The following is a 17,792-nucleotide window of genomic DNA, read 5'->3' as shown; positions in this document are numbered from 1 at the left end:
CTTGGTTGCTGTATTGAGATGTGTTAAATTGAACGCCCTAATTTTTTTTGGAGCGTTATGATGAATAAATTCTCAATTACAGCAGTAGCTTGCCTTATGATTTCAGTATCCGTAAATTCATTTGCGAATACTTCTTTCTTAAAGGTTAATTTTAAGAAAACTTATTGTGGTAATGCCGAATTTGTAGGAAATAATGCAAACAAGCGACCTCACCTTCATTGCGGCGAAACGTTCATGGCTTACAAAAAATCAAATGGCGATCACACGAATATTACAGAATACGGAACTTGTGGTCGAACAGATTCCGTTTTTGATGATATTAAAGCCAATAGAAATGCATTCGAAGATTATCCTGGTATCTACAATGCACTGGTAGCATTCCATCAAGAGGGTTGTCCAAATCAATTAGCATCTAAATAGTAGTTACCCCCTGCAGACTGGATCTTAGCGAAACCCAGGAATTTCTATGTATGAATTTCCGGGGTTTCCGCAGTTAAACTAATCAAATAATCTCAGGATATTTTCAGGTGGGCGTCCTATAACTGCTTTATCTTTATAAGTAACTATTGGTCGTTGCATCAATATCGGGTTTGTACGCATTGCTTGTAACACTTGAGCTTCATTGTCCAGGGACAATCCATGCTCTTTAAAAACAGGCTCTTCTGTGCGAACGAAATCCTTCAAGTCGAAGTGCGCTCTTAAACTGCTTAGTTGTTCGAGAGTTAGCGGAGTTTTTAGATATTCAATAACAATAGGCTCATAACCTTTGCTTTGTAGCAGTTCCAACGTTTTTCTTGATTTTGAACATCTAGGGTTATGATAAATTGTAATTTTCTGCATTTTTTTAAATTAGTTTAGGTGTTGATTTAACTATAACATGTTCTTTTGGTTTTATCTTTATTTTAATTTTGCTGGAATTTTTCAGATTTTTGCCTGCTTTGGCAACCATTTATTGACTCAAGAATAAATATTCTTTTTACTTACATTAATGTTCATTTTATTGAGATCTCTATGCACTTTTCCATTATTCCTATTCAGGAAAAACATATTGAAGCGTTTTGGTACGCTGTAGATAGTGTTGCTCGCGAACGTAAATTTTTAGCTTTTTTAGAAGGACCGCCAATTGAATCAACTAAAGAGTTTGTTTTAGAACATATTAAAAATAATTGGCCTCAAGTTGTTGCCATGTGTGGTGAACAATTAGTTGGGTGGTGTGACATTAGCCCGCTTGATCGGCCTGTTTTTGCTCATGTGGGTTGTTTAGGTATTGGGGTGACTGCTCCGTACCGTGGACAGGGAATAGGGGAGGCATTATTAAGTACGGCATTACAGATGGCTAAGTTAAAGGGGCTAACCCGGATTGAACTTACTGTGCGTGAGCATAATCAGACTGCAATTTCATTGTACGAAAAATATGGATTTGTGAAAGAAGGAGTGCATAAAAATGCTGTGCGAATCGATGGAGAATATGAACATCATATTTTTATGGCTTTGCTTTTTGAATAAGCCTAGAGAGTTGGCAATAAACGATAACCATTGCAAACAACATACGAATTGCTTGTCTCTTTCTATTGTTTTTTTATCTCATCATTGAGTTTTTCTTTATTCAAGGGAAGAGGAACTGACTTTGTGTGATCTTTATAAATATTCCATCTTTTAGAAGAGAACTCTTTTGCTGTAGTTTTTAATAGGAGAAAGGCTAAAAATTCGGCGCAAGCAGAGGGTGGAATCAGTGTTTTTTCTTGGTACGCGTCTTGAAATTCAGTAGCCAATGGGAATTGTTCAACAGGACATTCGCGTAAATTTTTTTGCATACCGGTATCCACTTCTCCGGGGATAACATCAGTTGCTATGATCCCAGGGGGTAATTCAGTCTGCAATACCTGCGTCCACATATCAAGTGCAGACTTGGTGATGCAGTAAGCACCTGCACCGGGAACTGCTTTTTCTGCAGCTACGGAAGTGATGTTTAAAATTCGACCGCCTTGTTTGGAAAAGAATGGAAGTACAATTTGAGTGAGTAGTATGGGCGCAATAAGATTTGTTGCAATGCTTTTCTTAATATCCCTAGGTTTTGCTTTATTTAATAAACCAAGGGGAGAAATAATAGCTGCGCTATGAATCAAATAATTGATTTTTAATCCTTTAATTTCATCCTCAATTTTTTTAAAACCCTTATCAGTAGTAATATCTGCGGATATTATTTTAATCTTATTCGGGTTTTTATCCTTTAATTTAAGTAGTTCATCCTTATGTCTTGCGATAGCAATTACGGTGAGGTCTTGAGATACCAACTCTAAAGCTAATGCTCGCCCGATACCACTGCTTGCCCCGGTAATAAGTGCAACCTGTGACATATTGAGTCTCCATTAAACTTTTGAGTTAGTGTGCAGAATATAAAATTAGGATATTTCTTTTTTTAAGAAAAGCAAATTTTCTTTGCTCTCAAATGGGATCTAAAGACGGCGGTGATTCCTAGAAACTTAAGATAATTCAGTAGAACTGAATGTAAGGTAGCACACCAATTTTAAAGTAGGCTACCTGTGGAGATCAATTATGTTGATTTGGATGAAATACTTCTGTCTTATCGGTGGAGTCATCCTCAGATTTGCGTCCAAAAAATCCAATCCTTTTCAGCAATGGATACTTTGACCCATCAGGGCTTCGATTATATTCAGGTGGCTGGACGATTTGTTTGTTATTAGCGGACGTTTTCCAATTCCCAATTGCTTTAAGAACTTTTTCTAATATATCTCTTAAAGAATTTAACCATTCAGGCGCATGTCCCGAATTTTGCTTTTCACGTTCATCGTGAGTGGGTAAAGGAGTGGGCGAGTCCTCTTCATGATATTCGTTTAAAACTAAACCCATTTTAGCCAGATTTTCTAAGAGACTTTCGGCATTAGATGTAAAATCATACAAACTTTGTGCGGGTAGTTCGTCTTTAAGTTTTTTTACTATCTGAGCAGCGATTGGATTTTGTTCTAATTCTTCGATGTAAGCATTAATTTTTTTTAATTGCTCACGAAAAGTATCTATTTTAATATCAAATTGCTGTAAAAGGTGTTCATATTTTTCAAGATAATTAAAATGTTGCTCAAGCAAATCTCTTTGAAGAACGAGAGCTCGAAAAAATGCTTCATAACCCTCACCCTCGGGATTTATTTGTTCTAATGATCGTTGTGTGTACTCTATGCTAGCAAACAAATCAATGATTAATCTTTGCGATTTATTTAAAGGGATAAGTGCCAGAGCAGATTCTACCTGATAGTTTTGAATGAATTCTTTCCAAAGTAAATCATTTTTATTAACCGATTCCAGTATTTGATGCTGATAAGCTTTGTCATCTTTTTCGGAAAGTTCCTGGTGCGAATTTTTCCACCAATAGGTAATGGATGCAGCAATGAGTTCACAATCTGAAGTTTGAAATAAATTCATCATGGTCATTTTATTGGCTTCAATAATTTTATCTAATGAAGCCTGGACTTCTAGGGGATCTCTCAGATTATCACTGAATACGTCCGCAATTTGCTCATGAATAGAATCATTCAATAATTCCACAGCGGTCATTTGTATGTCTACTAAATCCGCTCTGCATTCAAAAAAAGCACTTATTCTAGATAATCGCTCATCATCTAAATCCTGATCCGACGCAACATCTTTTAAAAGTTCTTGCATTTTTAAGGCTAGGAGCTCTCTTTTCTCAGCCAGCACTCGGATCGCGGAGAATTTTAGTGTGCTGGTATAACTTTCATAATAACGACAAAAATCTTTAAGTTCTAAATCAAAAGTACCCGCAACACGTTCCTCTTTAATATCAATTTGCTCCGGATTTTCCATGTTGGGTAAATACATTCTGCCTGTGAATCCCCATGGATTTCGAATGCGTATCATTTTAATTGGAAGCATTGCATCCGTATCTTTAACAGGACGGCGCGTTTCAACAACATCAACAATTGTATAAGCATGCATCGCTCTTAAACCGGGTACTTTCTCATCGTAACTATGAGGGGTTCCGGCTGTTAAGGATTCGTTCCCTGCGAGTTTGTTTTTAATGTCGTTAAAAATTTTGAGTTCTTCAGGTGAATAAATTCCACTGAAAAGTTCTTGATTATCTCTTCGTACATCTTTTTCTACATCTTTATGATAATAAGTAAATAATTCTTTTAAGATATCAACTGCCTGTTTATTCTTCTCATCCTGTGAAAAATGTTTGATGATTTCTTCAAGACGCTGTTGCCCATTACCACATTCCTTGTAAATTTTTTCCCATGCATCTTTATTTTCTAAATAAAAATCGATTAATTTTAAACAGATTTCTTGTGCCTTCTCATCAAAAATATCTTCAAAGACTCTTAATCTTGACGAGAGCATTTCTGAAATAATTTCATCTGTTCCAGATTGGTGTTCCCCTCCGAATTCTTCTATAAGTTTTTTCTGTTGGGTTAATACCTCTAATTGTTCGAGCTCACTAGCAAAAAAATTGCCTATATCCCAAGCAAAATACTTATCATTATTAATATATATTTCTTTTGAATTGCAACCGGTTAATATTTTCAAAGCAAGGGACTCTGAACCTCCTTTCAAAGCTCCGCTCATGGAAGCATTCGTATTTCCAAAGAACTCAGGAACCGAGGCTGCTGCTTTTTCAAGAATATCAACCCATAAAGCAGTATGGTTATTTAAACTACCTTTTTGATCTACAATGTAGGAATTCTCTACGCGAATATAAACGGGTTCTAAAGTTTTAGGATTAAATAAACGAACGGTCGTTGTCCCATCATCATTTTGTCTCAACATACTACGAATGTAGCTTGCTCCATCGGGTTGTCTCAAAATGGCCGCGAGAGACGCCAATAAAAAGCAATCGGGTACTCTGGCTTGTCTCACATCTTCTATGGAGGGAGAGCCTTCGCTAAATAAGGGGGCCTTGGAGGGTTGATATTGTTCGATATATTCTAAATACTGAGAAGGATCATTGAGTTCGATTTCACAGCTATTTTTTTCATCAATAGAAATATTTCTTTGATTTTCAGGTAAATCATCGCGGCTCGAACCCACGGGTACATAAGGAGTTAATCTAAATCGCTGTTTCTGTTCTGGTTTATCTAAATTCAAGGGCTGTATTATTGCTAAGCTGTTTGCTTCTAATGAATGTCCATTAGGTAATTGAATGATCTGTTTTATTTTTCCTCGAACGCCAGGAAAAACTAAAGGAACTGGACTATTGGCTGGAACGACAAGACTTCCTTGAGTTAGAAAATTCAGGGGTAACATATTATCTCTCGCCGGCGGCTATTAGTAATCTGAATTATACTTTATGAACATTAAGAGATCATTAAGGATTTAGAATAGTCATTTCTTTCTAATTGTTCCAGGTTTCCAATATTGAATGAAATAAGCTAAAGTCCGTCTTCAGGATTAATGTTTTAGTCCAAGGCGATATAATTAAATGAGACTCTTTTTGGTTCACTTAAGAAAAGAAAATATTTTTCTATTTTAAGCGTTATTGTACTATAGAGAAAATTTGTTTACTTTTGTACGAACGATGCAAAATAAATACTTGCCAGTATTTAAAAAGGCGCTTGATAATTATATAAAACAATCTAAACGATCTCATTTTTCATTTAATTCAAATGAAAAACCCATTTATAAACCAGATTTTTTTAGTAGTTTTCGGCACAGTCAAAAACTTTATCCTGCTTTAGAACAGCTACAAAAAAAATTAACAGAAGCTAATGACGAAGAAGCCAGAGAAATTATTAAAATTCATTTTAGGGATAAAAATAATAAATGGAATAATTATTCCTTCAATAATTATTTTTTAGATGAAATTTTTAAAATAGAAACCAAGGAAGATTGGGAAAAAGAATGGAGCGTATTTGATAAAAACCCGATAAGCTATTATCAAGGTATTTTATTTAGAGGTTCTGCAGAAGATATTTCTTTTTGTTTTAAATATGGAATTAAAGAAAGCGTTAAATCAGATTTTCTAGAAGATTATGTTCGGGATATGAGCGGTTCTATTGGTGTTTCTACCTCCAAATCCTTTCATGTCGCAAGAAGTTATGCCTTGCCATCCTTAGTCGTTCGCAATGAAGTGACTATAGCAACTAAACCCATATGGGCAGAATCTTATATTTATTTAATCGATTTTAAAGGAAAAACAGCGATTGATCTCGAAAGTACTTTTACATCCAGAGGTGAAACGAGTTGTGCTAAACTCTCTAAAAATAAAGAGGAAGTAAATATCGTTGGCACTATTTCCTCCGAAGAAATTATAGGGGCATTTTATGTAAATCGATCTGGAAAAATAAAATGGCATATTAATCCTAACCGAAAGGAGGCATTGCCTTATTCCCTATTTGAATCCTTACTCCCAAAAGAATTTTATACTGAATTAATTAAAGAAGGTAAAATAGCCCTCTCTAATTTAGAAGTTCCTCCGAACGATAATTGTTCGAGTTCCCCTACATTGTGTTTAGGGACGTAAACGCGTTGACTTCAAATATAAATGCTTTAGGACAGTAAAATTCGATGAATAGGTTTTGAGTCCCCTTATTATTTTTATAGGATACTTAAAAAATATAACTGCAAACCATTAAAAAGCGAAGAGGAAGGAGGCTAGTATTTTTGCGAATATGATTATCCATGAGCAATAATAATTTCATTTAAAAGTTGAAATGTCGCCCTCGCTATGGCTTTTTCTACATTATAAGAAAGTGTTTCATCTAAAGTCAGTGTCTCAATTTCGATTCCATAAAATAAAAGATTGGCCGGTAATTCATCCAGTGCGCTGGCTAATTGCAGGGCTTGTAGAATACCGATGTCATGAGTTGAGAATCGATGTCCTGTATCAAGAAGGGCGTCTTTTTGAAACCGGTGTACAGTCCCCACTTCACTGCCCGATTTGACTGCATCAATAATAAAAACAGTGTTATATCCTCGTATTAATTCAATGAGACCAACACCGGGACGATCATGACTTTCAATGAGCACGTGGGGAGCTATGTGGGTATACATTGCAAGTTCTTTTTTAAGTTCTGAGGCTACGTTCCAACCGGCTTTATCATCACCAAAAGGTGAACCAATGCCTAATACTTTAATGGAATTCATTCTCGATTCACTTTAATTGTTAAAAAATGAGTGGAACAGGAAATACACGGATCATAATTACGAATAATCATTTCACTGTAAGCTCGCAATGCTTCCTCATCTTGATTAAGTCCATATTGTTCCAAAGAAATACGTAAATCTTGCTCAATACGTGCCTGATTTTGGCTGGTTGGCGGCACAATACGAGCAGCTTTGACTTGTCCTTGCTCATCTAATTGAAGGTGTTGCCACAGAGTTCCTCTGGGCGCCTCAGTGCAACCAAATCCTGTCCCTGCACGGGGTGTGATCTCAGTATGGGCTTGCTTAGGAATTTCATACTGTTCCATGATACGTATGGATTCCAAAATGCAGAAATAGATTTCAATCGCGCGGGCCATCATGCTGTGGTACATATTATGGGAAGGAAAATTTATTTTTAAATCCTGAAGCAGAAGATGAATAGGGGGCGGAAGATGGCCAAAACAATTATTGACGCGTGCAAGAGGCCCAACAAGATAAGGTTTATTTTGTAATAAACAATGCAATGCAGTGGAATAGGGAACTTGATGTTCTTTGAAATAAACATCAAATTCATCAATGCTGATATTTAATCCATGATCAGAGACCAATCGCCCCTCATTAAATGGATATTCTGTAGGATGATAAAGCGAGACACAAGTAAAGTCATGAGAGTTATCTGGAAATGACAGCTTTGCAAGCCAGCGAATCAATATTTCGCAATCTTCGACTCGTGCTTTTGCTTTTTCTAAAAGGGTATTGATTGCCACATGATTAGGCGCTTTATAAAACCCACCTACACAGGCACCAACCGGATGCACCGAACGGCCTCCAAATAATTTGATTAAGTCGTTGCCAAACGATTGTAAACGGATGCCGCGTCGTACTTCTTCAGGATAAGTTTTTGCCATTTCAGGTGCTGATTGAAACCCTAAAAAATCAGGTAAGGCCAAAAAATGAATATGCATGCTATGGCTTTCCAGCCATTCACCACAATAAAAGAGACGACGCATTTCACGTACCCAAGGAGAGGGTTGTAGGGCAAAACAATGCTCAATTGCCTGAGTTGCGCTCATTTGATACGCAACTGGACATATCCCGCAGATTCGAGCCACAAGATCCAGAACCTCAGTATAACTTCTACCTTCGAGAAATTTTTCGAATAATCTGGGCGGTTCGTAAATTTTTAGTTGGAGTTTGGTGATTGCATTATTTTGAATGTGGAGCTCAAGTGCTCCTTCGCCCTCTACTCGCGCCAAGATGGGAACATTGATTGAAATTGTATTACTCATTGCTTATTTTAATACCTTTAAAATAGGTACCTGCTTTATTAAAAGCCGGTGCTTGATTATTAATATGCAGAAATTTTTGTGCAATGGCTTCTCGAGTCATACCTAACTGTTCGAACCAGTTGCCCAAGGATTGAGGATTGGGATTTTCCTTAGGACCATAACATGCATAACATCCACGTCCTACGGTTGGGCATAGTGAACCACATCCCAATTTGGTTACCGGGCCCATACAGGGTTGTTTTTGAGTGACCAAAACACAAACATTACCTTTACGTTTACACTCCATGCATTCAGAGTCATTTTTGATATGTGGCGTCGCATTGGATAATAAAAAACGAATCGCTTCTAATACTTGATTGCTATTTACAGGACAACCCCATAACTCCCAATCCACTTTGACATGTGAAGCTATTGGAGTTGAGGTGCTCAAGCTTTGTATATAATCTGGAGAAGCATAAATACTGCTGACCCATTCTTTTGTATTGGCGAAATGACGTAAGGCTTGTACACCACCGGCGGTAGCACAGGCACCAATCGTTATAATAAATTTGCTTTTCTCGCGAATTTTTTTGATGCGGTGCTCTTCGTCTGGCGTAGAAATGCTGCCTTCAACAAACGCAATATCGACTTGTGCATCTACCTCGACTGCTCCGGCCTCCGAAAAATGCACCATGTCCACTAAATCAGATAATGTAAGTAAGTCCTCTCCTGCATTTAAAAAGGCTAATTGACATCCATCACATGACGTGAATTTATGTACCGCTACACGTGGCTTCATGGTTGTTAAAATCCCCGTTCATTAAACAATTCTTTGATTTCTGAATAAGCAAATACAGGGCCATCCTTACAAATAAAAAATCCTCCGTATTGGCAGTGTCCACATTGTGCTATACCGCACTCCATATTTCGTTCCATACTCAAATAAATATCGTGTTCCGAAATACTACGTTTATGAAGTGCCTTAACCGCGGTATTCATCATCATTTCTGGGCCACACATCATGACGATTGTGTTTTCAGGATTCAGATTGAGCTTATCAATCATATCGGTAACATAACCTACAGCCCACGGCCATTTAGGTCCGGCTTGATCTGCGGCAATATGAATTATAGTATTGGGGGATTTTTGCCAAATTGCATATTGTTTCCTGAAAATAAAATCTTCACTGTGTTTCACGCCTTGTAAGATACTCAAATGACCATACTGTTCCCTACGTGCTAAAATATATTGGATAATTGAAACCGAAGGGGCGCAACCTAGACCGCCCGTGAGCACTACTACATCTTTGCCTTTTGTCTGTTCAAGTGGCCATCCGCGTCCATAAGGACCTCGTACTCCAATTCGATCTCCTGGCTGGAGCTTTTGTAATGCTTTAGTTACTCGACCTATGGCCCGGATAGTGTGGGTTAATATATCTTTTCTTTCTGGATCAGAAACAATCGAAATTGCGACTTCACCCACTCCATACAGATAAAGCATATTAAATTGTCCTGGGGCAAAGAAAAACTGTTCCTGTCGTTCCGAATCAAGAAAATATAAATGTAGGGTAAAAATGGTAGAGGATTCTTCGATTTTCTCCACAATAATTGCTTCAAGTGGTACATAGGGATCGAATTTTGGGTTAATCACTTTCTTTAATCCTTATGTTGGATTCACCAGAAATAGCTGCTAATTCTTCGGTAATATCGATACCCACTGGACACCAAGTAACGCATCGTCCACATCCTACGCAACCACTGGTATCAAACTGATCAAACCAACTGCCGACCTTATGAGTCAACCATTGTCTATATCGTTTTCGAGTATCCTCACGAAGTACTGTTCCACTCAAATAACTATGACCTGCGCTAAAGCAAGAATCCCATTCGCGCTGATGCTCGCTACAGCTGCCATCTAAACTGGGTTTTTCTACTTCACTATGGCAAAAACATGTTGGACACACGGAGGTGCAGTTACCGCAGGATAAACATTTTTGTGCCACTTCTTCCCATCTTGGGTGATTTAAATTGGCAAATAATAAATCGCGTAAACCTTGTTTATTATCCAAAGGAATTCTTTTAGTTTGCATATCTGCAGTGTGTTTTATAATTTTACTGACTTTGGTGCATTGATTCGATTTTGCTTTAGACAAGTTCAAGCGTTCAATAATCTCTTGACCACGTTCACTGCCGAAATTGACTACAAAACCATCATCAACTTCAGTCATAAGGATATCAAAGGAGTTCTTGACTTCGGGGCCGGTGCCTGCTGAAACACAAAAACAGTTGTTGGAGGAATAAGAACAGTTCACTGCTACAATAAATAAATCTTCACGTCGTTTTTTATAACGTGGATCGGGATGGCCCCCCTCAATAAATACTTTGTCTTGAATCTTCATTGCTGCTAAATCGCAAGCGCGTGCACCGATCATTGCCAGTGGTTGCTCCTCTGCTTGCTGGGGTTGGAACGATAGTTTCCCTTCACTGTTTCGCTCTACTTTCCATACCGTTTCCTGAGGTTTAAATAAAAGAGGTTTGATTGCTTGTGGTCCATTTGCAAATGCAAATGCTTTATGTTCTGAAATTTTTTCTAGTTGATAGCCTCCAGGGGTTTGCTGATCTCGGATCCCCCAAGGTAATTGATCTACATTTTTGAGCACATCATAAACAATAGCGCCATCACGTACTTGAGGACCAACACAGCAATATCCTGCGTCCTGCAAGGCGGACAATAAACTCTGCAATTTTAAATAAGGCATGAAATAGCTTATTTTTATAGACATAAAACTCCTTATAGCTCGAACGCAACGTGATTGGTTCAAGGTTTTTCCAGGCGTTGAGCATGGATTCCCGCCTAGACATAATATTGTTTTGCTTCCTTTAGTATTCCCAATTAAACTGGCTTAATTCAACAAATCCGCGGTAATTGTTCTCCTACTAACCAATCGACAATTCGTATACCTCCAAATTTTGTTTTTAGTTGTACAAAATTCCGTGGGTCTTCAATCACTTCCCCAATAATTTCCGCATGCCTTCCCAGAGGATGTGCTTTCATTGCGGCTAATAAAGTATTCGCATCGTTAGAATCACAAATGGCTACCAGTTTTCCTTCATTGGCAACATATAACGCATCAAGTCCTAACAGCTCGCAGGCACTGGCAACTTCGGTACGTATTGGTATCCTACTTTCATCAATAATAAAACCCACATTCGATTGCGAAGCAAATTCATTTAATGTAGTTGCGAGACCGCCACGCGTAGGGTCGCGTAAACAGTGAATATCAGGTACTGCAGTTATCATATGAGCGACTAAATCATTTAGTGCAGCGGTATCGGACTGGAGTGTAGTTTGAAATTGCAAATTATTCCGATGGGCCATAATGGCAACCCCATGATCGCCAATATGCCCGTTGACTAGGATACAATCACCCGGTTTGGCTCGGTTACCTGAGATCTGGATGCCTTCAGGGACTACTCCAATTCCAGTTGTAGTAATGAACACTCCATCCCCTTTGCCGCGTTCAACTACTTTGGTATCCCCAGTAATAATAGCGACACGAGCTTGTTTAGCGGCAGCCGCCATCGATTTAACAATCTTTTGCAAATCACTCAGTGGAAATCCTTCTTCTAAAATGAAACTGGCAGACAGGTATAATGGTTTTGCACCCGACATTACAATGTCATTCACCGTTCCATGAACCGATAAGGAACCTATATCACCTCCCGGAAAAAACAATGGTGATATCACATGAGCATCTGTGGTCATAACCATTCTTCCAGCTGATATGGAAAAACAAGCCTGATCGTTTTTTTCAGCAAGCCAGGGGTTATCAAAAGCAGCTAAAAACATTTGTTCGATTAATTGGCTCATGGCGCGTCCACCACTGCCATGGGTTAAATTAATAATCCCTTCTTTAAAATTGAGTTTTGGTGCTTTTATTTTTTTGGATAATACTGTTTCAGTCATCATGCATTCACCCGCCCATAAGCATATACCGCAGCACATGCGCCTTCAGAGGACACCATACAGGAGCCTAGAGGATTTTCTGGAACACATGCTTTGGCAAATAATTTACATTCTAGTGGTTTTTTTACGCCTCGAAGAACCTCCCCGCAAATGCATTGTTTGTGTTCATGGGAGATAAAATCTGGAATATTGAATCGCTGTTCTGCATCGAACTCCGCATACTCTGCCCTAATTTTTAAAGCACTGTGAGGAATAAATCCCAAGCCTCTCCATTCAAATTGATCGCGTAATTCGAATACTTCAGCCATAATGTGTTGCGATAGCAGATTACCTAAGCGATTTACCGCCCGAGTATATTGAATTTCTACCTCACATCGTTGTTCATTAGTCTGATGAACTAACATTAAAATAGAATGGAGCACATCCAAAGGTTCGAAGCCGGAAATCACTATGGGTTTGCTGTATTTTTTGCATACCGCTTCATAGGGTTGACTACCAATGACAATACTGACATGAGCAGGGCCCACAAACCCATCGAGTTTGACTTCGTTGGCTTGCAGTAGGTGATCCATAGGCACTGGTGTTAAAACGTGGTTACAAAAAACACTAAAATTGCTGAGCTTTAGTTGATGCGCTTGGCGGATAACTAGTGCGGTTGGAGGCGTGGTGGTTTCAAAACCAATAGCAAAAAATACAATTTCTTGTTGTGGATTTTCTTGAGCGATTCTTAACGCATCGCTTGCTGAATAAATCATCCGTACATCAGCACCGAGTGCTTTGGCGTGCAGTAAATTTTTTTGTCCTGTGCCTGGAACCCGCAACATATCAGCATAGCTGCAAAGAATCACATTCGGTAATGCGGCCAAAGCCATTGCTTTATCGGTCGTAGCCATCGGCAATACACAAACAGGGCAGCCAGGGCCATGGATCATTTCTACATTATTCGGTAGTAAGCTTGGAATTCCGTAACGATGAATAGCGTGAGTATGACCACCACAAAATTCCATGTACTGATAGTGTCGATCCGGATCCACTTGTGTAGCAATTTGACGGGCGAGCGTTTTTGCAAAATCACCATCGCGGAAGTCTTCAATGTATTTCATGCCGATTCATCCTGAGTCATTTGAGCAAATAGATCTAGGGTTTTCTGTGCCTCGAGTTCATCCAGTCGTGTTAACGCATACCCAACATGAATAATCACATAGTCCCCCAATGCGACTTTATCTACTAATTCAGTTGAGATTTCTTTGGTGATACCCCCTACATTTACTATTGCTTTGGCATCATCAAGAATTTGTATAATTTGGGCGGGTAACGCCAAACACATAAATTATCCTTTGTTCTTTTTATATTTTGGATATGGGCTTTAGCGCTGCGCCCTTGCTCTATTAAGATTATTTGCCGGCAATCCAGGCTTGTCCGAGAGAAATTCCCCCATCATTGGGTGGAAGAGCACGCGCTAAAAAAGAGGTAATGCCGAATTCATTTAGAGCTGTAGTTAATCCTTCGGTTAATATTTGATTTAAAAAACAACCTCCGCTTAATACTACCATATCAATTTTTCTTTCTCGACAAACTTTGTTTAACCATTCTGCAAGACCCGCAATAAGTGTTCCATGAAAAAGATTGGCCCCAGTTATCGGATCAGGGCAATCCGCTAGCGATTCCAGAGTAGGCATCATATCAAAGAAATTTTCTTTTATTTGCCATCCATGGGGTAGGATTTGTACCTGGGTTACAAGACTTTCTAAGCGCATCGCTGCATGTCCTTCGTACTGCGAGATTAATTGAATCCCTAATAATGCACTTGCTGCATCAAACAAACGGCCACAACTGCTTGTGGCCGGGCAATTTATTTTTTTATCCAACATCTGATGAATCAAGTGTGCTTCTGGAAACTTAAAGAATCGCTCCGTAATTTTATCGGCGTGTCCTAGATGGTGTAATACGCTTGCGGCCATTCTCCAAGGCTCGCGCGCTGCACTTTCTCCACCCGGTTGCAACAGAGGTACAAAAGATCCAACCCGAGTAAACGTTGTATTATCCCATAAAAAGAGTTCGCCACCCCAGGCCTCTCCGTGGCTACCATAGCCATATCCATCAAGGGCTAAGCCTAAGACTGATTGGGTAATGCCGTGTTCTGCGATTACAGAGGCTAAATGAGCATGATGATGTTGTATTGCATATGCAGGAACTCCAAATTGCTTGGCAAAGTGTGTCGTGTAAAAATCAGGATGTAAATCATGAGCAACTCGTTCTGGGTTTACATCAAGAAAACGTAACCAATGGTTTAATGATTCATGGAAGAATTCAATGGTGGCCCTGTTATTCAAACTCCCAATATGTTGAGAAACAAAGGCTTCATTCCCTCGAGTAATGCAGAAGGTGTTTTTTAAATGTCCGCCTACGGCCAAGGTTGGTGGGATTTCATAGGGTAATTGGATTGGGGTAGGTGCCAAACCGCGAGAGCGACGGATGGCTACAGGACTACGATTAATTATCCGCAGTACAGAATCATCTGCTCGAGTTACAATATGGCGGTCATAGGAACTAATTTTATCTGCGACATCTTTGAGTTCATGGCGGGCAATCTGGTCGTCGAAAATAATTGGTTCACCGCCTAGGTTTGCGCTAGTAACCACTAATGCGGTGTCGTGAAATTCATTCAGCCAGGCATAGCCGTTTTTATTTCCGATGAGCGCATTAAAGAGTAAATAATGTAATGGAGTGTATGGAAGCATGACTCCCAAACTGTCTAAATCAGGAGCAATTTTGGGATTGAACTCCTGCAATTCTTCATTTTTTTTGAGTAACACAATTGGGCGAGTAATGCATTCTAATAAATCTTGTTCTTCTTTATTGATTTTGACAAAACGTTTGGCGCTGATACTGTTCAAAACCATAATCGCAAAGGGCTTTGCGTCGCGATTTTTTCTTGAGCGTAGCTTGATTACCGCCCCTTCATTACGTGCATCACACACGAATTGGTAACCTCCTAAACTTTTTAAAGCGATGATCTCACCCTGTAAAATACTCTTGGCTATTTCTTCCACCGAATGTGAAAGTTGAGGGCCGCAATGGATACAGGCTGTCGGTTGAGCATGATAACGTCTGTCTTCAGGATTGTTATAATCTGCTTGGCAATCCAAACATAAAGGGAACAAATCCATGGAGGTTTGATTGCGATCATAAGGGAGATTGCGAGTAATAGTAAATCGAGGACCACAATGCGTACAATTTAAAAAAGGATAACGAAAATAGCGGTTTTGAGGATCAAAGAGTTCATGTAAGCATTCCGAGCAGATCGAAACATCAGGGGTAATAATGGTATTTACTCTACCTTTTTGGCTTTCAATAATTTTAAAAAGTGTTTCGTTGGTCTGTAAGAGAATGGCTTTCTGTTGAATATCATTTACTTTGGCAAGCGGGGGGAGGTTCTCTTGTAAATGAGCGATAAAATCACCGGCCAAAATTCCTTGTACTTCGATTAGCACACCGTCTGCATTATTTTGGATCCATCCAGTGAGATCAAGGTGTTTAGCGATTCGATAAACACAAGGTCTAAAACCAACACCCTGAACTTGTCCTTGAATGATTATCCTTAATCGTTCGATTTGTTTAGACACGGTTATTCATATGCTTTTGTTTTAACCATTCATACCAACCATTTAAACCCTCACCATTGCTCGCTGAAAGGGTCAGAGTTTCAATATCGGGCTTAATTTGACGCGCATATTTAATGCATAGTTCCAGATTAAAATTTACGTAAGGAAGCAGATCCATTTTGGTGATGATCATGAGATCAGCACAACGAAACATATCAGGATATTTCAGTGGTTTATTATCCCCTTCTGTTACGGAGAGAATAACCACTTTGAATTGTTCACCTAAATCAAATAATGCAGGGCATACCAGATTCCCTATATTTTCAATAAATAAGAGCGAATTCTCTTGCAGGGTAAGATCTTCTAATGCATGACCCACCATATGTGCATCTAAATGGCATATTTTTCCGGTATTTATTTGTAGGGCATTCCCACCACTTGCTTGAATGAGCTCCGCATCGTATTGGGTTTGCTGATCACCGACTACCACTGTAATATCTAATTCTTGTTTTAAATCCAAGATCGTTTTTGCCAAGAGGGTAGTTTTTCCTGATCCAGGACTGGACATAATATTTAATGCTAAAATATTTTTTGTTGCTAAAAAACCTTTATTATGGCGGGCAAATTGTTGGTTCTTAGCTAAAATATCTTGTTCCACATGAATTAAATGTTCATCGTGAGCAGTGTGTGCGTGTTTATGCCCATGACCATCATGATGTTCCATTTCGTTATGTTCCTCAGAACAACCGCAGATTCCACACATTATTCAATCACCATTGATTTGATCCGTAATTCTTCACCGTGAATAACCTTTAATGCATGACTTCCACAAGCCGGACATGCATCGAAATAATTTTGCAAAGGACTTTGTTTCTCACATGATTCGCAGAGTGCTTCTCCCGGGATATCAAGAATGGAAACTTCTGCATCCTCAGCTACGGTTCCTTTAGCAATTACCCTAAAACCAAAAATTAGGGCATTCTTCTCTACAGCAATAAGTTGCCCCATTTCTAAAACTATTTTTTTTATTCGAGCACATTGTGTTGTATTCGCTTGCTGCTTAATTATTTCGAGAATACTTTTACACAGCCACAATTCATGCATTATATGACCTAAATTTCTAATTATACATTTGGATAAAATTAATCATACCAATAATCAAACTAAATGAGGCAATTAAAAGGCCTGCCATCCGAGACAATAAAAGCGATACTGAGTCAGCACGTTGGATCAATGTTGAAATAAATACTCCATTTAATCCGTCAGAAACCATCATCCCTAACATAAAAATGACCCCCAGTAATCCTGAAAATATCCATCCATTCATGGCGCGGGCAGAAATAGAAAATAAAACAACTTGGCTGACGGTATCAAAGGACAGGGCAAAGAGTGCTCCAAGTAAAAGGATAAAAAAAGGATTAGAGTTCTTTCGAATTAATTTTTTTGATAAAAAATTTTTCAAACTGGTTGGTAGAGCAGGAGTGGAGGGGCTACGGAACACATTCCAAAGATTTAAAAATCCAAAAATCAATAGAAAAGTAATCGATATACTGTTTCCGACTCCGTCTAGCCATTGGGGAACCATTATAGGTTTCACCCCATTGCCAATAATTAAGCTGATTAAAATAACAACAAATCCATGCCCAAGAGAAAATAAAAATCCTACACACTTCGCTAGAGTTTTTTGAGTACTGACAATCCTTGTAACTGAATCAATCGTTGCTAGATGATCCAAATCAAAACCGTGGCGAAGACCTAATAGAAATGCCATCGCGATTAAAAGTAATCCAGAATTTTGCATAGTTTACTCGAATAACTTGGAGGCAGAATTGTCATT

Annotated in this window: 18 protein-coding genes; 3 read left to right on the top strand and 15 right to left on the bottom strand. The window is 38.7% G+C overall.

Features of this window, described 5'->3' with window-relative positions; all coding sequences use genetic code 11:
• The first annotated feature begins 57 nt into the window (after positions 1–57).
• Positions 58–420 (top strand): hypothetical protein, encoded by a 363-nt coding sequence (locus tag ACWTE2_RS04100; protein WP_454784266.1) that lies wholly within the window; start codon positions 58–60, stop codon positions 418–420.
• Positions 421–498: 78 nt separating this feature from the next.
• Here ACWTE2_RS04100 and arsC read toward each other — a convergent pair whose 3' ends face one another.
• Positions 499–840, bottom strand: a complete 342-nt coding sequence (arsC, locus tag ACWTE2_RS04095) for an arsenate reductase (glutaredoxin) (RefSeq protein ID WP_454784265.1) — start codon at positions 838–840, stop codon at positions 499–501.
• Between the two features lie 171 nt (positions 841–1,011).
• Between arsC and ACWTE2_RS04090 the strand changes: the two genes are divergently transcribed.
• Positions 1,012–1,506 (top strand): GNAT family N-acetyltransferase, encoded by a 495-nt coding sequence (locus ACWTE2_RS04090; protein ID WP_454784264.1) that lies wholly within the window; start codon positions 1,012–1,014, stop codon positions 1,504–1,506.
• Positions 1,507–1,568: 62 nt separating this feature from the next.
• On the opposite strand, the gene ACWTE2_RS04085 is transcribed toward ACWTE2_RS04090, so the two are convergent.
• Both ACWTE2_RS04085 and ACWTE2_RS04080 read right to left on the bottom strand, forming a co-directional pair.
• Positions 1,569–2,357, bottom strand: coding sequence for an SDR family NAD(P)-dependent oxidoreductase (locus tag ACWTE2_RS04085; RefSeq protein ID WP_454784263.1), 789 nt, complete (start codon positions 2,355–2,357; stop codon positions 1,569–1,571).
• A 193-nt stretch (positions 2,358–2,550) separates the two neighbouring features.
• Positions 2,551–5,277 (bottom strand): C2 family cysteine protease, encoded by a 2,727-nt coding sequence (locus tag ACWTE2_RS04080; RefSeq protein WP_454784262.1) that lies wholly within the window; start codon positions 5,275–5,277, stop codon positions 2,551–2,553.
• A 250-nt stretch (positions 5,278–5,527) separates the two neighbouring features.
• On the opposite strand from ACWTE2_RS04080, the gene ACWTE2_RS04075 reads away from it, so the two are divergent.
• On the top strand, positions 5,528–6,493 hold the full coding sequence (locus ACWTE2_RS04075) for a hypothetical protein (RefSeq protein WP_454784261.1): 966 nt from the start codon (positions 5,528–5,530) through the stop codon (positions 6,491–6,493).
• A 152-nt stretch (positions 6,494–6,645) separates the two neighbouring features.
• Here ACWTE2_RS04075 and ACWTE2_RS04070 read toward each other — a convergent pair whose 3' ends face one another.
• The 12 genes from ACWTE2_RS04070 to ACWTE2_RS04015 form a co-directional block, all read right to left on the bottom strand.
• Positions 6,646–7,116: a hydrogenase maturation protease gene (locus ACWTE2_RS04070; RefSeq protein ID WP_454784260.1), complete on the bottom strand. Its 471-nt coding sequence runs from the start codon at positions 7,114–7,116 to the stop codon at positions 6,646–6,648.
• On the bottom strand, positions 7,113–8,405 hold the full coding sequence (locus tag ACWTE2_RS04065; RefSeq protein ID WP_454784259.1) for a Ni/Fe hydrogenase subunit alpha: 1,293 nt from the start codon (positions 8,403–8,405) through the stop codon (positions 7,113–7,115). Before ACWTE2_RS04065 ends, ACWTE2_RS04070 begins: the two co-directional genes overlap by 4 nt.
• A complete protein-coding gene (locus ACWTE2_RS04060; protein ID WP_454784258.1) occupies positions 8,398–9,183 on the bottom strand; it encodes an NADH-quinone oxidoreductase subunit B family protein in 786 nt (261 codons plus the stop codon). The genes ACWTE2_RS04065 and ACWTE2_RS04060 overlap by 8 nt, the downstream gene beginning before the upstream one ends.
• A gap of 5 nt (positions 9,184–9,188) precedes the next feature.
• Positions 9,189–10,034: an FAD/NAD(P)-binding protein gene (locus ACWTE2_RS04055; protein ID WP_454784257.1), complete on the bottom strand. Its 846-nt coding sequence runs from the start codon at positions 10,032–10,034 to the stop codon at positions 9,189–9,191.
• Entirely contained in the window at positions 10,027–11,142 is a 1,116-nt protein-coding gene (locus ACWTE2_RS04050; protein ID WP_454784441.1) for a 4Fe-4S dicluster domain-containing protein, read from the bottom strand. Before ACWTE2_RS04050 ends, ACWTE2_RS04055 begins: the two co-directional genes overlap by 8 nt.
• Before the next feature lie 149 nt (positions 11,143–11,291).
• Positions 11,292–12,353 (bottom strand): hydrogenase expression/formation protein HypE, encoded by a 1,062-nt coding sequence (hypE, locus tag ACWTE2_RS04045; RefSeq protein ID WP_454784256.1) that lies wholly within the window; start codon positions 12,351–12,353, stop codon positions 11,292–11,294.
• Positions 12,350–13,453 carry a hydrogenase formation protein HypD gene (gene hypD / locus ACWTE2_RS04040; protein WP_454784255.1) on the bottom strand — a complete coding sequence of 368 codons (1,104 nt, stop codon included), beginning with the start codon at positions 13,451–13,453 and terminating at the stop codon, positions 12,350–12,352. The genes hypE and hypD overlap by 4 nt, the downstream gene beginning before the upstream one ends.
• The gene (locus ACWTE2_RS04035; protein WP_182391212.1) at positions 13,450–13,677 is read right to left on the bottom strand and encodes a HypC/HybG/HupF family hydrogenase formation chaperone; all 228 of its coding nucleotides are present in this window, start codon (positions 13,675–13,677) and stop codon (positions 13,450–13,452) included. The genes hypD and ACWTE2_RS04035 overlap by 4 nt, the downstream gene beginning before the upstream one ends.
• Positions 13,678–13,744: 67 nt before the next feature.
• Positions 13,745–15,976 (bottom strand): carbamoyltransferase HypF, encoded by a 2,232-nt coding sequence (gene hypF / locus ACWTE2_RS04030; RefSeq protein WP_454784254.1) that lies wholly within the window; start codon positions 15,974–15,976, stop codon positions 13,745–13,747.
• Positions 15,969–16,718 (bottom strand): hydrogenase nickel incorporation protein HypB, encoded by a 750-nt coding sequence (gene hypB, locus ACWTE2_RS04025; protein ID WP_454784253.1) that lies wholly within the window; start codon positions 16,716–16,718, stop codon positions 15,969–15,971. Before hypB ends, hypF begins: the two co-directional genes overlap by 8 nt.
• Positions 16,718–17,059 carry a hydrogenase maturation nickel metallochaperone HypA gene (hypA, locus tag ACWTE2_RS04020; protein ID WP_454784252.1) on the bottom strand — a complete coding sequence of 114 codons (342 nt, stop codon included), beginning with the start codon at positions 17,057–17,059 and terminating at the stop codon, positions 16,718–16,720. The genes hypB and hypA overlap by 1 nt, the downstream gene beginning before the upstream one ends.
• Positions 17,060–17,075: 16 nt before the next feature.
• Positions 17,076–17,756: a HoxN/HupN/NixA family nickel/cobalt transporter gene (locus tag ACWTE2_RS04015; RefSeq protein ID WP_454784251.1), complete on the bottom strand. Its 681-nt coding sequence runs from the start codon at positions 17,754–17,756 to the stop codon at positions 17,076–17,078.
• Between the last annotated feature and the right edge of the window lie 36 nt (positions 17,757–17,792).

It is taken from the genome of Legionella nigrisilvae (genome assembly GCF_977063395.2).
This window is presented reverse-complemented; position numbering and strand designations above follow the sequence as displayed.

Coding starts and splice junctions, on each gene's coding strand:
- ACWTE2_RS04100 (WP_454784266.1), top strand. CDS start 58: ATGATGAATAAATTCTCAATTACAGCAGTAGCTTGCCTTATGATTTCA.
- arsC (WP_454784265.1), bottom strand. CDS start 840: ATGCAGAAAATTACAATTTATCATAACCCTAGATGTTCAAAATCAAGA.
- ACWTE2_RS04090 (WP_454784264.1), top strand. CDS start 1,012: ATGCACTTTTCCATTATTCCTATTCAGGAAAAACATATTGAAGCGTTT.
- ACWTE2_RS04085 (WP_454784263.1), bottom strand. CDS start 2,357: ATGTCACAGGTTGCACTTATTACCGGGGCAAGCAGTGGTATCGGGCGA.
- ACWTE2_RS04080 (WP_454784262.1), bottom strand. CDS start 5,277: ATGTTACCCCTGAATTTTCTAACTCAAGGAAGTCTTGTCGTTCCAGCC.
- ACWTE2_RS04070 (WP_454784260.1), bottom strand. CDS start 7,116: ATGAATTCCATTAAAGTATTAGGCATTGGTTCACCTTTTGGTGATGAT.
- ACWTE2_RS04065 (WP_454784259.1), bottom strand. CDS start 8,405: ATGAGTAATACAATTTCAATCAATGTTCCCATCTTGGCGCGAGTAGAG.
- ACWTE2_RS04060 (WP_454784258.1), bottom strand. CDS start 9,183: ATGAAGCCACGTGTAGCGGTACATAAATTCACGTCATGTGATGGATGT.
- ACWTE2_RS04050 (WP_454784441.1), bottom strand. CDS start 11,142: ATGCCTTATTTAAAATTGCAGAGTTTATTGTCCGCCTTGCAGGACGCA.
- hypE (WP_454784256.1), bottom strand. CDS start 12,353: ATGATGACTGAAACAGTATTATCCAAAAAAATAAAAGCACCAAAACTC.
- hypD (WP_454784255.1), bottom strand. CDS start 13,453: ATGAAATACATTGAAGACTTCCGCGATGGTGATTTTGCAAAAACGCTC.
- ACWTE2_RS04035 (WP_182391212.1), bottom strand. CDS start 13,677: ATGTGTTTGGCGTTACCCGCCCAAATTATACAAATTCTTGATGATGCC.
- hypB (WP_454784253.1), bottom strand. CDS start 16,718: ATGTGTGGAATCTGCGGTTGTTCTGAGGAACATAACGAAATGGAACAT.
- hypA (WP_454784252.1), bottom strand. CDS start 17,059: ATGCATGAATTGTGGCTGTGTAAAAGTATTCTCGAAATAATTAAGCAG.
- ACWTE2_RS04015 (WP_454784251.1), bottom strand. CDS start 17,756: ATGCAAAATTCTGGATTACTTTTAATCGCGATGGCATTTCTATTAGGT.